The 14,625-nt window shown below is 65.6% G+C and carries 12 protein-coding genes; 4 read left to right on the top strand and 8 right to left on the bottom strand.

The genetic code is table 11. From position 1 onward, the window contains the following. Positions 1 to 14 precede the first annotated feature (14 nt). From HNP46_RS16550 to HNP46_RS16530, 5 genes are all read right to left on the bottom strand, one after another. On the bottom strand, positions 15 to 1,019 hold the full coding sequence (locus HNP46_RS16550) for a transporter (protein WP_184590833.1): 1,005 nt from the start codon (positions 1,017 to 1,019) through the stop codon (positions 15 to 17). A gap of 48 nt (positions 1,020 to 1,067) precedes the next feature. Continuing rightward, on the bottom strand, positions 1,068 to 1,829 hold the full coding sequence (locus HNP46_RS16545; protein WP_184590831.1) for a C39 family peptidase: 762 nt from the start codon (positions 1,827 to 1,829) through the stop codon (positions 1,068 to 1,070). Between the two features lie 77 nt (positions 1,830 to 1,906). Beyond that, positions 1,907 to 2,362 carry a DUF6160 family protein gene (locus HNP46_RS16540; RefSeq protein WP_184590829.1) on the bottom strand — a complete coding sequence of 152 codons (456 nt, stop codon included), beginning with the start codon at positions 2,360 to 2,362 and terminating at the stop codon, positions 1,907 to 1,909. Between the two features lie 231 nt (positions 2,363 to 2,593). After that, the gene (locus HNP46_RS16535) at positions 2,594 to 5,317 is read right to left on the bottom strand and encodes a helix-turn-helix transcriptional regulator (protein ID WP_184590826.1); all 2,724 of its coding nucleotides are present in this window, start codon (positions 5,315 to 5,317) and stop codon (positions 2,594 to 2,596) included. 1 nt (position 5,318) lies between these two features. Then, a complete protein-coding gene (locus tag HNP46_RS16530; protein ID WP_184590824.1) occupies positions 5,319 to 8,027 on the bottom strand; it encodes a LuxR C-terminal-related transcriptional regulator in 2,709 nt (902 codons plus the stop codon). Positions 8,028 to 8,189: 162 nt separating this feature from the next. On the opposite strand from HNP46_RS16530, the gene pabB reads away from it, so the two are divergent. Continuing rightward, the gene (gene pabB / locus HNP46_RS16525) at positions 8,190 to 9,533 is read left to right on the top strand and encodes an aminodeoxychorismate synthase component I (RefSeq protein ID WP_184590822.1); all 1,344 of its coding nucleotides are present in this window, start codon (positions 8,190 to 8,192) and stop codon (positions 9,531 to 9,533) included. A 155-nt stretch (positions 9,534 to 9,688) separates the two neighbouring features. Here pabB and thrH read toward each other — a convergent pair whose 3' ends face one another. Beyond that, on the bottom strand, positions 9,689 to 10,306 hold the full coding sequence (gene thrH, locus HNP46_RS16520) for a bifunctional phosphoserine phosphatase/homoserine phosphotransferase ThrH (protein WP_184590820.1): 618 nt from the start codon (positions 10,304 to 10,306) through the stop codon (positions 9,689 to 9,691). 189 nt (positions 10,307 to 10,495) lie between these two features. Between thrH and HNP46_RS16515 the strand changes: the two genes are divergently transcribed. The 3 genes from HNP46_RS16515 (at position 10,496) to HNP46_RS16505 (ending at position 12,945) form a co-directional block, all read left to right on the top strand. Further along, on the top strand, positions 10,496 to 11,230 hold the full coding sequence (locus HNP46_RS16515) for a phosphoadenylyl-sulfate reductase (RefSeq protein WP_184590818.1): 735 nt from the start codon (positions 10,496 to 10,498) through the stop codon (positions 11,228 to 11,230). Between the two features lie 85 nt (positions 11,231 to 11,315). Further along, positions 11,316 to 11,660: a hypothetical protein gene (locus tag HNP46_RS16510; protein WP_045208573.1), complete on the top strand. Its 345-nt coding sequence runs from the start codon at positions 11,316 to 11,318 to the stop codon at positions 11,658 to 11,660. Between the two features lie 88 nt (positions 11,661 to 11,748). After that, positions 11,749 to 12,945, top strand: a complete 1,197-nt coding sequence (locus tag HNP46_RS16505; RefSeq protein WP_184590815.1) for an MFS transporter — start codon at positions 11,749 to 11,751, stop codon at positions 12,943 to 12,945. Between the two features lie 43 nt (positions 12,946 to 12,988). Here HNP46_RS16505 and cysB read toward each other — a convergent pair whose 3' ends face one another. Beyond that, a complete protein-coding gene (gene cysB / locus HNP46_RS16500; protein WP_024765699.1) occupies positions 12,989 to 13,963 on the bottom strand; it encodes an HTH-type transcriptional regulator CysB in 975 nt (324 codons plus the stop codon). 166 nt (positions 13,964 to 14,129) lie between these two features. Then, the gene (locus HNP46_RS16495; RefSeq protein ID WP_184590813.1) at positions 14,130 to 14,615 is read right to left on the bottom strand and encodes a universal stress protein; all 486 of its coding nucleotides are present in this window, start codon (positions 14,613 to 14,615) and stop codon (positions 14,130 to 14,132) included. Positions 14,616 to 14,625: the final 10 nt, after the last annotated feature.

The raw sequence follows: 14,625 nt of genomic DNA, 5'->3' as shown, positions 1-14,625 counted from the left end.
TGGTCGCTCGTCGGTTACTGGGCCTTGAGGCCTTGGATATCCAGGGGAAGAGAGAGCCCCAGCAGTACATCCGGCGAGTCTTCGGTCAGACCGAAACCGGCGTTCACGTTGACGATGTAATCGGGTGATGTTCGCAGGCCCAGCGAGAAGTTCATGATCGCGCTGGTCTGCTCCGGCGCCTCTACCGTGCGGTCGTTGAAGTAGTACTTGTTCTTGAACGAGTAGGCCATCTGGTAGGAGGTGGCCAGCGACACGTCGTACGACAGCGCGTAGGCCATGCCCATGGCGAAGTTGATGGTGTCGCCCGGCACCACCTTCTGCAGTTCTTCGCCGTACTGGTTCTGGTGGATGTTGTCGACCTTCATGTTGTAGGTGTAACCCAGCGAGCCGTAGAGCACGACCGGGTCGATCACGTAGGACATGTTGGCGCCGCCGCCCAGGCTGTAGTAGCCGGCGCCGGTGGAGACATCGTTCTCTACATTGGTGTCGTAGGGGCTGTCGCCGGTGGGCAGGCCCAGGGTCGCGTACAGCGTGGTGACCGGGGCGCCGCGGCGCGCTGCCCACGGCTGCCAGCGCAGCGTCGTGGAGATGTCGCCCAGGCTGTAGGCGTGGATGTCGCGCTCGGTGTCGTACTTGGCCACGAACGGCAGGCGCATGCTGAAGGTCAGGTTGTCCCAGATACCGTAATCGAAGGTGAAGGAGTTGGTGAAGGTGTGCTGCGCCTCGCTCTGCGCCAGCACGCTGTAGACGTTCTCACCGGTGCGCACGGCCTGGATGCGGGTGTCGCGCATCAGCGTGTAGTCGAAGCCGTAGGTGAGCTGGCGCTCGCCCTTCTTGAGCAGGGTGTAGCTCTTCTCGGCAGCCTGGAACACCTGCTCCAGCGCCTTGGCGCTGTCGGCGTCGGTGTCCTTCTTCGCCAGTGCGTCGCGCGCCTCGTCGGTCGTCGCTTCTTCGGCCTGTGCGCCAGCGCTGGCCAGCCAGGCCAGAGCGGCAATGCACGCAAACCCCTTCAAATCCATCTTGCTATCCCCTGGTCTTGTTCTTATTCGTCTGGGCCGATCGGGCAGTCACTTGCGCCGGATGTACTGGACATCCCCCTTCGAGGCGGCTTCGCCAATCTGGTTCTGGGTCACCTTGCTCATTTCCGGGAACTCGCGGAAAGCCAGCAGGCTCACGGTGCGGTCGTCCACCAGGCGCATGTCGGCCTCCTTGAGCTCCAGGGCATTCCTGGGCTCCTGGCCGCTGGGGTAGATGACGAAGAGCACGTTCTGGTCCCAGATCTTCTCGAAACGGGCGCGGGTGAAGCTGATGTTGCCCAAGGCAGGATCGGCAACGAAGACGTGGTCGTTGTAGACATCGCGGACCACGACGAAATGCTTGAAACCGGCATAGTGGATCGGCACCAGCGCCGGGTGTTCGAGCGAGTCCAGGTCGGAGAACTCGGCACGGAAGCCACCGCTCTTGTAGCCGAGGGCGGCGGCGTAGCGCTTCATGTCCAGAAGCGAGAAGCCACGGCGTTCGACGATCTTGTCGGCCTCGCCGTACTTGATCAGGCCCTCCATGACCTGGCGCTCTTCGAGGTTGCGGCCCAGGTAGTAGTCCAGCAGCGTGGTCAGCGCCGCCGAGCCGCAGCTGTAGTCGTAGGCCTGGCGGATGACGTTGCGGAACTGCACCTGGCTCATCGGTTCGAGCTGCACCGACTCGCGAAACGGGCCGTTGGGCGTGAGCGGCTGCGAGATGTTCACTGTGCCCTGCTGTTGCGGCTTGGTGTCCACGGCCTGGGTGAATCCGAACAGGCCCAGCAGGCTTCCCAGCAGAATCTCGAACATCCAGCCCCTCTCTCTTCTTTCCTGGAAGAACCTTGCCGGCAGGCGCCGGCAAGGGTTACCGCGTTACAACCGCGGGATCAGTGACCCCAGACCTTCACGGTCGAACCGGCCAGGTTCAGGTTGGAAACGGTCAGCGAGCCGATGCTGGCACCGCTGGTGCCGACCTTGACGGCGTCGACGGTCACGTCGCCGGTCACGGTGGGCAGGCCGATGGCGAGCTGCTGGGTGGCAACAGCGGTGCCGCCACCGGCCGGGGTGATGTTGGTGGTCACCACGTCGATGGTCATCGGGGCGTTGTCGGCGATGGTCACGCTGGGCAGGTGGATGCCCTGCAGGACCAGGGAGCCACCGCCGGCATCGGCGTCCTTGTAGGTGATGGCGCCGATCTGGGCGTTGAAGGTACCGGAAATGCTGATGCCATCCTGGCCGGTGATACCGGACAGTGCAGCGTCATCCATGGATTTCATGTCGGCATGTGCCAGGAACGGAGCGGCCAGAACTGCGCTTGCGAGAACCAGTTGCTTGATTTTCATTGTTATAACTCTCCAGTGTTCAGGTGGGGTTGCCCCAGGCACTGCAAGGGGCGTCCTACCCCGCTGCAGGTTGACCGGCTGATGCCGATCCTCCAGACCCGCGGCTTCTTCCCTAGGCGCCGTGGGCATGGATTCGTGAAGCACGAAGCTTCGCGTCCTGATCTCCAAGCTACTGACCCGCCGTGAACCTGCCAGCCCATCCAAGGGATGGCGCAAAACCCACCGTCTGACTCAAGCTTCGCTCAACAATCCCAGACTCTTTCCCTTGAGTACCGCCTGGGTCCGACTACGCACGCCGAGCTTGGCGAACAGGTTGTGCAGATGCCACTTGATGGTGGCCTCCGACAGGTGCACCGCCTGGGCGATATCCCGGTTCGACAAACCCGCCGCGACGAGCCGCAGAATTTCCCGCTCTCGATGGCTAACATCTTGATTTTCATCGAAACTTTCCGGATCAACGGAAAGCCTGCGGCACTGCTCGCGAAGCATTTCGGCCACCCCCTGCCAGGCCGAGGCGCGCTTGGGCTCGGCCGCTTTCCAGGCCTCCCACAGCGGCAGCAGCCACAGGGCGTCGTCCTGGAACAGGCGGCGATAGCCCAGGTTCCAGGCTTCTTCCAGGGTCGGGGCGAACAGGGCGAAGGCCTTTTCGCTGTTACCTTTCTGCCAATACGCCACAGAAAGTAACAGCGACAGGCGCAGCCGCCGGTCGCGCTGATAGGCCGAGGTAAAGCCCGCCAGGCAGGATTCCAGACGCTGCTGCGCACGCTCGGCACGCCGCTCCGAAAGCGCCAGCCGCGCTTCGGCCAGGACCAGCGCCGTGTGGGCGTCGGCGTAGCGCTCGGCGTTGAGTCCCGAGAGCTGCCTTTCCAACTGCAGGCACACCCGCTCGGCCTCGTTGGGCCGGCGCATCCACAGCAGCAGTTGCACCTTGCAGCTCATGGCCAGTGCATGCACCCGCTCGTAGCCCGGCGACTGCAGGCCAACCAGCCATTCGTCGAGCTGGGCCAAGCCTTGTTCGGCCTCGCCGGCAAAGAAACGCGCCTTGGCCATCACCAGCTTGCCGCGGCTGATCAGCTCCACCGGCGTGGCGACGTCGCGCCAGGTGGTCGCCAGCGGCAGTTCGGCGAGGATCGCCGCGTGGCGATCCTGCTCGTAAAGCAGATCGGCATAGGCCAGCGACAGCGGCCCACCCACCCGGCTGCGCCGACCGAAAACCCGCTCCACTCGGCTGCGCGCACTTTCGGCGATGGTCCGGCCACGCTCCAGCTCGCCGCGTTCCTTGCAGATCAGCGATTCGATCATGCTGACCACCACCTGCAGGTATTCGCTGTCCGCCATGCGCAGGCAGTCGCGGGCGACACCGATGGCATTGGCGGCCTCGGCATAGTCGCCCAGCAGCGCGTAGGCTGCCGCCTGGATGCACGACAGGCTGGCGCGGAACACCGGCTGGTTGCCCGGCACCAGCGCCAGCCACTGGCGCGCCACCTTCAGGCAGGCTTCCAGCTTGTCCTGGTAGAGCAGCACCAGCGCCTTGAGCACCTGGGCCACGGCCAGCAGTTCGGCCATGCCGAAATGGCGGACCTTGCCCTGCCCCTGCAGCAGCCGCGCGCTCAGCTCCTCGATCAGCGCCTCGGCCTCGGCGAACTTCTGCTCGAAGGCCAGCTGCCAGGCATAGAAGATCTGGAACACCGGATGCTCGCGGATCACCTCGGCGGGAATGCTACCGAGCATGCCGAGGATGCCGTAGACGCGGTTGCCGGCGATCAGCCTGGCGCCCTGGCGCTCCAGCAGGTCGGCGGCGAAGGCGTAGTCGCGGGCGCGCAGCGCGTACTTGATCGCCCGGTCGGCCATGTCGCGGCTCTCGCACCAGCGCGCCGCCGCATGCAGCAGCGGCGTCGGGTCGGAGTTGCGCGACAGCCGACCCTGGAGGAATTCGGCGAACAGGTGGTGGTAGCGGAACCACTCGCGCTGATCGTCCAGCGGGATGATGAACAGTTGCTCGTTCTGCAGCCGCATCAGCATGTCCAGGCCATCGCGGCGCCCGGTCAGGGCGTTGCACAGCTCGGCACAGAATTCGTCGAGCACCGAAGTCTGGTCGAGGAACTGCTGCAGCGCTTCGGGCAGGCTGCGCAGCACGTCCTCGGCGAGGTAATCGGCGAGGTCGCGCTCGGTACCGGAAAGTCCCTTGAGGAAGGCGGCGCGGTCCGGATTGCGCGCCAGCGCCAGCGCCGCCAGGTGCAGCGCAGTGATCCAGCCCTCGGTGCGCTTGTGCAGCAGCTTGAGTTCGCTGTCGCTGAGGCTCAGTTGCTTGAGCTGGGTGAGGAAAGTGTCGGTTTCCTCGCGGGTCAGGCGCAGGTCGTCGCCGCTCAGGCAGAACGCCCAGGGCGCCAGACCGGGTTCGTCGACCAGGAAGCGCGGGCGGTAACGGGTGCTGGTGACCAGGCGGATATTGTCCGGCAGGTGTTCGATCAGGTAGCGCGCGCCGTGGGCCAGGGCCGGGTGGCGGATCTGGTGGAAGTCGTCGAGCAGCAGGTAGAGCGGCCCTTCCAGCCGGCGCAGGTCGGAGAGGAAGGCGTCGATGATGCCTTCCAGCGGCAGGGTCATGTCCGACTGCAGCAGGTTCGAGGTGTTGGCGCCGAAGTCCTCCTCGACGCTGCGGATGCTCGCCACCAGGTACTGCACCAGGCGTTGCGGCTCGCTGTCGCCTTCGTCGCAGGACAGCCAAGCGACCCTGGCGCCATCGGCCTTCAGGCGCTGGCGGAACAGGCTGAGGATGGTGCTCTTGCCGAAGCCGGCCGGCGCGCTGAGGATCAGCACGCGCTGCTGGCGGTGGGCGTAGAGGCGGTCGATCAGGGCCCGGCGCGGCAGCAGCGAGTCGCTGTCGGTGCGCGGCGGGAACAGCTTGGTGCGCAGCAACGGCATGGGCTGCTGCGGCAGAGTGGTCAGGGTCGTCATGTCAGAGCAGACTCAGCTCGCGGGCACGGCGTATCGCTTGGGTCCGATTGCGCACCTTGAGCTTCTCGTAGATGTTGTGCAGGTGCCATTTGACGGTGCCCAGGGCCAGCGACAGCTGCTGGCCGATCTCCTCGTTGGAGAGTCCCTGGGCTGCCAGGCATACCACCTCGCGCTCGCGGTCGGTCAGACCTTCTTCGAGCACCTCGGGCGACCTGCGTGCTTCCTGCCCCGGCCAGACGGTCAACATCGCGCGAATGAAGACCTGCAGCGCCGGTTGTCGCTCGGTGGACTCCAGCTGCTGGAGCAACTGGCGGATCCCCTCGCCTTCCTCGATGAAGATGCTCCGCACCCCTTCCCGCTCGGCGCCGACCAGGCACTGGCCGAGCAGGCTGTGGGAGCGTTCCTGGTAACCCAGGCGCTGGTAGCTCAGGGCCGCCAGCAGGTCCAGGCGCAGCCGCTGCAGGCCGTGCCAGCCCGGCTGCAGCATGCCGCGCAGCTGGGTGATCTCGTGCAGCGCCTCGCTGAAATGCCCGCGCGCCTGCAGCAGGCGGATGCGGCTGATGCCCTGCACCCACAGCACCGGGTTGAACGGCATCTGCTTGTAGTGGCTGGCCAGCTTCGCCCAGTCGACCGCCTTGAGCCGCTGCTCGGCGCGCTTGCAGCGGTCGGTGGCGGTCTCCTGGAGGATCAGGTTGACCTCCTCGCCCACCGCCATGGCGAAGAAGCGCCAGGACTGGTTGCGCGAGGCCAGGGTCTGCATCAGCCCGAGGGTCGCCAGCGCCTCCTTGCCGCGCCCCTGCAGGCGCTGGATGCGCGCCAGGCATTGCATGCCCTGGGCGTACAGGTCGATGGGGTTGACCACGTCGACCCGGCCCAGCGCCCAGCGCAGGCGCTCCTCCAGGCCGTCGAACTCGACGCGGTAGTAGGCCGTCAGCGCTTCGGCAATGGCCGGCAATGCCAGGGCCTGGGAGCGTTTGTCGAACAGCGGCATGGCCTGCTCGCGCACGCGCTCGATCAGCATCTGCGCCTGCTTGACCTGGCCCTGCTCCAGCGCCAGCACCACTTCGATGGTGCACTGCTGCATGTGCAGGTAACGGCCGTCGAGGAAGTGGTTGCGTTGCTGCGCCAGCCCCATGAGGCGCCGCGCCTGCTCGGCCTGGCCACGGACCACCTGGGCGAACGCGGCGATCAGCAGGATGGCGCCTTCGAGGAAGGCGGAATTCTGCCCCAGCTGACTCTCCACCCGCCGCGCCAGGGTGATGCACTGCTCCAGGTCGTCCTTCTGCAACGCCAGCACGGCTTTCACCGCCAGCGCCGAGAGGTACTGGTCGCCCATCGGCCCGCTGCCCTTGTGGTCGCCCCAGCGCGCCAGCAGCTCGTCGATCATGCGGTTGGCTTCGGGCAGGCTGAGTTCCGAGGCGCGGGTCCAGACGTCGCTGAGCACCAGGATCGGATAGCGCTCGGCGATCTCGTCCGGCACATGGCGGCGCCAGCGCGAGATCAGGTACAGCTGGCCGCGATTGATCAGTTCCAGGCCGCAGCCGTCCACCAGCGCGGCGAGCATCTCCGGGTCCTCGGCCAGGCACGCGTGCTCGATGGCCAGGGTCGGCATGTGGTGGTTGGTGAACCACAGGCTGGCGTTGAAGTGCAGTTGCTTGAAGCGCTCCGGGTCGCGCTCGCGCAGGCGGGCGCGGAGGAAATCGGCGAACAGCTGGTGGAAGCGGTACCACTGGCGGTCGCGGTCCAGCGGCAGGAGGAACAGCTGCATGCTGTCCAGGTGTTCCAGCAGCGCCTGGCCGTCCTGGCGGCCGGTGAGGGTGTTGGCCAGGTCGCCGTTCAGGCGGTTGGCGATGCCCAGGGACAGCAGCGCGCCCTGGATGTCCGCCGGCAGGCGCTCGAATACCGCGCGCAGCAGGTAGTCGCCGACGGCCGCCTTGTCGCTGCTCAGCAACTTGAGGTCTTCCGGCGCACCGGGCTGCTGGCGCAGCCACAGGCTGACCAGGTGCACCCCGGCCATCCAACCTTCGGTCTGGTTGTGCAGCGACTGCAGGCAGCTATCTTCCAGTTGCAGGCCATCGCGGGCCAGGTACTCGCGGGTTTCCTCGCGGGACAGGCGCAGTTCGTCCTGGCCGATTTCCAGCAGCAGCCCCTTGGCACGCCAGGTGGCGAGGTTCAGCGGCGGCTGCGAGCGGCTGCCGATGACCAGGGTGAGGCCGGGCGGCGCGTACTGCACCAGGCGGTTGAGGCCGGCGAAGACGTCGGGATGGGTGATCTCATGCAGGTCGTCGAGTACCAGCAGGACCTTGCGCTCGTCGCGGGAGAGGTCCATCAGCAGGCTTTCCATGACCGCGACCACGGGCACGCGCATGGTGTTGCGCACGTAGCCCAGGGCGTCCTCGCCGACGCCGGGCACGGCGGTGGCCAGGGCCTGGATGAGCTTCAGGCAGAAGCGGCCGGGGTCGTCGTCGTCATTGTCCAGCGACAGCCAGGCAACGCTGTGGCCCTGGCTGGACCGGGCACCGGCCAGCGCCGCCAGCGCGGTGGTCTTGCCAAAACCGGCGGGCGCGGAAAACAGCAGTATCGAGGCATAAGGATGTCGGTCCAGGGCATTCTGGACGTCGGGACGAATCAAATAATCAGCAGGCACCCGAGGGGGTGTTAATCTGGAGCGCAGAAGGCTGCCGGCTGCGGGCTCGAGCACTACATCCACGGCCTGTATCCCTATGTCATTATCGTTGTTGGTACGGAGCATCGTCCGCGTGGGATTCGTCACTTCTTATCAGAATGCTTTTCTCACGTAAACTGAAGAAATAGCTCTAGGATCGCTACTCCAGCCAACCTGATCACCTCATTTGCCTGCACGCTGTTACCCATGCCTGACTGTTTTCTGCATCCGCTTCCCTACCAGGAAGACCCGGGTGAACGCTTCGCCCTGATCCATCGAGCACCTGGCGCCGTCCTCCTGGACGCCGGCCGACCCATTGCCACACGTGGACGCTATGACCTTCTGAGCGCCTGGCCATTGGCAGAACTGGCGCCAATCGCCGACGAATCGGCCAAGAGCTTTTTCGCCCGCGTGCGCAGCGCCTTGCAGAGCCTGGGCGATGCCCAGGCTCCCGATGATCGCAAAGTGCCATTCGTCGGCGGAATGATCGGGTATCTGGGCTATGATTTCGGCCGCCGCATCGAACAGCTGCCCGAACCCACCCACGACGACCTCGCCCTGCCCGATGCGCGCCTGGGCCTGTATGCCTGGGCGCTGGTCAGCGATCACCAGGAGCGCAGCAGCCAGCTGGTGTTCCACCCGAAGCTGGCGCTGGAGGAACGCGAGCGGCTGATTGCCTTGTTCGAACGCCCGGGCCATGACGAAACACTGCCGCCCTTCCAACTCGGCGCAGCGTTCAGCCCCGACCTGAGCCGCGAGCAGTACCGCGAGGCGCTGGAGCGCGTGCACGGCTACATCCTCGCCGGCGACTGCTACCAGGTGAACTACACCCAGCGCTTCCGCGCGCCCTGCAGCGGTTCGCCCTGGCTGGCCTACCGGGCGTTGCGCGAGGCCTGCCCGACGCCCTTTGCCGGCTACCTGGAATTGCCTGAAGGCGCTGTCCTCAGCCTGTCGCCGGAGCGCTTCATCCAGCTCCACGGTGGGGAAGTGGAAACCCGGCCGATCAAGGGCACCCGCCCGCGTGGTGAAACTCCCGAGTCGGATCGGCAGAACGCCGAAGCCCTGCTGGCCAGCGACAAGGACCGCGCCGAGAACCTGATGATCGTCGACCTGCTGCGCAACGACCTCGGCCGCAGCTGCCGCCCCGGCAGCGTGCGGGTGCCCGAGTTGTTCGCCGTGGAGAGCTACCCCAACGTCCACCACCTGGTCAGCAGCGTGCGTGGCGAACTGGCGGCCGGCAAGGACGCGCTGGACCTGCTCGAAGGCAGCTTCCCCGGCGGCTCCATCACCGGCGCACCGAAGGTCCGCGCCATGCAGATCATCGACGAGCTGGAGCCAACGCAGCGCAGCATCTACTGCGGCAGCCTGCTCTACCTCGACGTGCGCGGCGAGATGGACAGCTCCATCGCCATCCGCACCGTGCTGGTGAAGGACGGCCAGGCGAGCTGCTGGGCCGGCGGCGGCATCGTCGCCGACTCGAACTGGGAAGAGGAATACGAGGAGTCGCTGACCAAGGTCGGCGTGCTCCTGCGGACCCTGGAAGGTATGTGAGCGGAGGTGTTTTCCCGTAGGAGCGGACTCCGTCCGCGATATCGATCAGGCCGGCCTCTCGGCCGGATCGCGGACAGAGTCCGCTCCTACGCAAATGTCATCTCGCTGGAAAGAAAAAGCCCCGCATCCGCGGGGCTTTTTCGTCACAGCCAGTCTTACAGGCTGAGCGGGCGGTTGGACGCCTTGAGGAATTCCTGCTTCAGGTCCTCATAGGTGTGCACGGCCGGGAACTGCGGGAACTCGCGAATCACGTTTTCCGGCGCGTGGAACAGGATGCCGGCGTGGGCTTCGGAGAGCATGGTGGTGTCGTTGTAGGAATCGCCCGCGGCGATCACACGGTAGTACAGGCTCTTGAAGGCGATGACCGACTGGCGCTTGGGATCCTTCTGGCGCAGCTGGTAGCCGACGACACGATCGGTCTCGTCGGTGATCAGCTTGTGGCACAGCAGGGTCGGGAAACCGAGCTGGCGCATCAGCGGCTGGGAGAACTCGTAGAAGGTGTCGGAGAGGATCACCACCTGGAAGCGCTCGCGCAGCCAGTCGACGAACTCCACCGCGCCTTCCAGCGGTTTCAGGGTGGCGATCACTTCCTGGATGTCGGACAGCTTCAGGCCGTGCTCGTCGAGGATGCGCAGACGCTGCTTCATCAGCACGTCGTAATCCGGGATATCGCGGGTCGTCGCCTTGAGCGCTTCGATACCGGTTTTTTCAGCGAAGGCGATCCAGATTTCCGGAACCAGAACCCCTTCCAGGTCGAGACAGGCGATTTCCACGAACGATTTCCCCGCAGGTTTGACTTGAGAGGCGGCACTCTAGCGGCTCGCTCCCAGCGGCGCAACGCGGCACTTATACCCAAACACCACAGTCCACCTTTCCTATGGTTATTTAGGGGCATATCCGCCTCTTTGCTACCATCGCGCCCACGCAGCGCCCTGCGCCATTAAAACTAGGAATACCGCCTGATGAGCCTCCCGTTCGATATCGCGGAAATCGCCGCGAGCCACGCCAGCAAATCCCCCCAGGACATCCTCAAGCTCGCCTTCGAGCACTTCGGCGACGAGCTGTGGATCTCCTTCAGCGGCGCCGAGGACGTGGTGCTGGTGGACATGGCCTACAAGCTCAACAGGAACGTCAAGGTATTCAGCCTGGACACCGGCCGCCTGCACCCGGAGACCTACCGCTTCATCGAGCAGGTGCGCGAGCACTACGGCATCGCCATCGAGGTGATGACCCCGGACCCGCGCCTGCTGGAGCCTTTCGTCAAGGAAAAGGGCCTGTTCAGCTTCTTCAAGGACGGCCACGGCGAATGCTGCGGCATCCGCAAGATCGAGCCGCTCAAGCGCAAGCTCTCCACCGTCCGCGCCTGGGCCACCGGCCAGCGCAAGGACCAGAGCCCCGGCACCCGCAGCCAGGTCGCCGTGGTCGAGCTGGACGGCGCCTTCTCCACCCCGGAGAAACCGCTGGTGAAGTTCAACCCGCTGGCCAGCATGAGCAGCGAAGAAGTCTGGGCCTACATCCGCATGCTGGAAATCCCCTACAACAGCCTGCACGAGCGCGGCTTCATCAGCATCGGCTGCGAACCCTGCACCCGCCCCGTGCTGCCGAACCAGCACGAACGCGAGGGCCGCTGGTGGTGGGAAGAAGCCACGCAGAAAGAGTGCGGCCTGCACGCCGGCAATTTGATCAGCAAGGCCTGAAGCCTTACCCTCGGCTGACGGAATTTTCCCTGTCAGCCCGCAGCCCAGGATCGGACGCCTGCATGCCTGCGGCGGAGCCGATCCCATGCGCATCACTCTGGTGAAGAAGGTCCTGGCCGACGGCCAGGACTGCCGCAAGTGCCGCGAAGTCCACGAACGCCTGGTCAAGGGCGGTTACCTCAATCGCATCGACCGCACCCTGGTCGCCGACGAGCGCAACCCCGCCAGCACCGGCTGGCTGGTCGCCGCGCAGTACGGCGTGGACACCGCGCCGTTCTTCGTGGTCCGCCACGATGACGGTCGCGAGGTGGTCTACACGGTGTTCATGAGCTTCCTCCACGAGGTGCTCGAAGGCCGTGGCGAGCTTCCGCTGGACTCCCGCGAAGCCCTCGCCGAACTGGCCCAGCGCGACGACCTCGACCGCCTGTAAACGCGTGCCGAGGTGTCGCGCTTGACGCTTTCTTGATGGCCGATCGGCCAGACTGCTCTCCCCTCCCCGCAGCACAAGGAAGTTTTCCATGGCCGACGGCTCGGACCGCACGCGCCCGCGCATTCCCGCTACCGTCTGGGCGCTGGGCTTCGTCAGCCTGCTGATGGACGTGTCCTCCGAACTGCTGCACAGCCTGCTGCCCTTGTTCCTGGTCGGCAGCCTGGGGCTGAGCCTGGTCACGGTCGGGCTGATCGAAGGCATCGCCGAGGCCACCGCGCTGATCGTCAAGGTGTTCTCCGGCGCTATCAGCGACTACCTCGGCCGGCGCAAGGGCCTGGTGCTGTTCGGCTACGGCCTGGCGGCGCTGTCCAAGCCGTTGTTTCCCCTCGCCAGCAGCGGCGAGACGATCTTCGCCGCGCGGCTGCTCGACCGCCTCGGCAAGGGTATCCGCGGCGCGCCCCGTGACGCGCTGATCGCCGACGTCGCGCCACCCTCGATCCGTGGCGCCTGCTTCGGCCTGCGCCAGTCCATGGACACCGCCGGCGCCTTCGCCGGCCCGCTGCTGGCCATCGCCCTGATGCTCTGGCTGGGCAACGACCTGCCGCGGGTGTTCTGGTTCGCCTGTATCCCGGCCGGCCTGGCGGTACTGGCGATCGTGTTCTTCGTGAAGGAGCCGGAACAGCTGCCCGGCACGCAGCGTTTCCGTTCGCCGATCCAGCGCGACACGCTGCGCAGCTTCCCGGCGCGCTACTGGTGGGTCGTCGGCATCGGCGCGGTGTTCACCCTGGCGCGCTTCAGCGAAGCCTTCCTGGTGCTGCGTACCCAGGCCATCGGCCTGCCGATGGCCTGGGCACCGCTGGTCATGGTGGTGATGGCCCTGCTGTTCATGCTCTCGGCCTACCCGGTGGGCTGGTGGTCGGACCGAATCGGCCGCAGCGGCCTGCTGGCCATCGGCATGCTCCTGCTGGTGGCGGCCGACCTGCTGCTGGCCTGGGCCGACTCCACGCCGGTGATGCTGGTCGGCGTTGCGCTCTGGGGCCTGCACCTGGGCTTCACCCAGGGCCTGCTGGCGGCGCTGATCGCCGACTGCACACCGGCCGATCTCAAGGGCACCGCCTTCGGCGTGTTCAACCTCGCCAGTGGCCTCGCCATGCTGCTGGCCAGCGTGCTGGCCGGCTGGCTGTGGCAGAGCTTCGGTGCCAGCTGGACCTTCCTGGCCGGCGCGGCGCTGGCCTTCGCCGCCCTGTTGCTGCTGCGCTGGCATACCCACAGCAGCCGGCCATGAAAAAGCCCGGCATTTGCCGGGCTTGTTCCGCAGACGGGCGCGATCAGTAGACCGGCAGCTCGATGCCGTCGAACAGCTCGTCCAGCTCGGTCTTGTTGTGGCACTGCACGGCCTTGGCCAGCAGGTCGCGGGTCAGGTGCGGGGCGAACTTCTCGATGAAGTCGCACATGAAGCCGCGCAGGAAGGTGCCGCGACGGAAGCCGATCTTGGTCACGCTGGATTCGAACAGGTGGCTGGCGTCGAGCATCACCAGGTCGCTGTCGAGTTTCGGGTCGACCGCCATGTGGGCCACGATGCCCACGCCCAGGCCCAGGCGCACGTAGGTCTTGATCACGTCGGCGTCGGCGGCGGTGAACACCACTTTCGGCACCAGGCCGCGCTGGTTGAAGGCTTCATCGAGCTTGGAACGGCCGGTGAAGCCGAACACGTAGGTGACGATGGGCTGCTCGGCGAGCAGCTCCAGGGTCAGCTTCGGCACCTTGGTCAGCGGGTGGCCCTGGGGCACGATCACGCAGCGGTTCCAGCGGTAGCACGGCATCATGATGAGGTCGCCGAACAGCTCCAGCGCCTCGGTGGCAATGGCGAAATCGACGGTGCCGTCGGCGGCCATCTCGGCGATCTGCATCGGCGTGCCCTGGTGCATGTGCAGGGAGACGTCCGGGTATTGCTTGATGAAGCCGCTGATCACGCCGGGCAGCGCATAGCGCGCCTGGGTGTGGGTGGTGGCGATGGACAGCGTGCCCTTCTTCTCGTTGGAGAATTCCTGGGCGATCTGCTTGATGCTTTCTACCTTGCGCAGGATCTCGCCGGCGGTGGTGATGATGCGCTCGCCAGCGGGGGTGACGCGGGTCAGGTGCTTGCCGCTGCGGGCGAAGACTTCGACGCCCAGCTCGTCTTCGAGCAGGCGGATCTGCTTGCTGATGCCGGGCTGCGAGGTATAGAGGCTTTGGGCGGTGGCCGAAACGTTCAGGTCGTGGTGCGCGACTTCCCAGATATAGCGCAATTGCTGAAGCTTCATGGAATTTCCTCGGAAAGAATGTCGCGACCCGCGATCAGGGGCTTTGGTTTTATAACCATATTAATGGTTTAAGGAATAAAACTAGACGTTTTTTTTTGACCTGCTTGCCATTCGTCTAAAGCCTTACGGAAATTCCGGGCTTGCCTGCCTGATTGTCATGAAGCCTTCAACGGTGCTGCAGCATCGGCACCAGGTAGACCGGGACCTCCGCCAATTGCACCAGGCGCCCCGAGGTGCGCCCCAGTGGCGTGTTCAGCCCCTCCCCATGGCTGTGGCTGCCGACCACGATGATATCCACCGCCAGGCGCCGCGCCTCCTCCAGGATCACCAGCGGCGGGTCGCCCTGTACCACGCGCACCGAGCGGATCAGTTCGGCATCCTGGCGCGTTTCCCCCAGCTCGTCGCGAAAGCCTTCCATCACCCGCTGCTCGATGCTGCTCATGACGTTGGTCAGGCCATTGCTGCGCATCTCCTTGAGGGTGTTCTCGTCCAGGTAGGTCTGCAGCACCGAATCGGCGAACAGGCCCAGCGGTTCGACTGCATGCACCACGTACAGCTCGGCGTTGTACGCGCGGGCCAGGGACAGTGCGTGTTGAAGGACGTAGGGGGCGTAGAGGCCAAGGTCGGTGGCGTAAAGGATCGATCGGATCATGCGGCCTCCT

The sequence above is a fragment of the Pseudomonas nitroreducens genome (assembly GCF_014204515.1).
GTDB lineage: Bacteria > Pseudomonadota > Gammaproteobacteria > Pseudomonadales > Pseudomonadaceae > Pseudomonas > Pseudomonas nitritireducens_A.
This window is presented reverse-complemented; position numbering and strand designations above follow the sequence as displayed.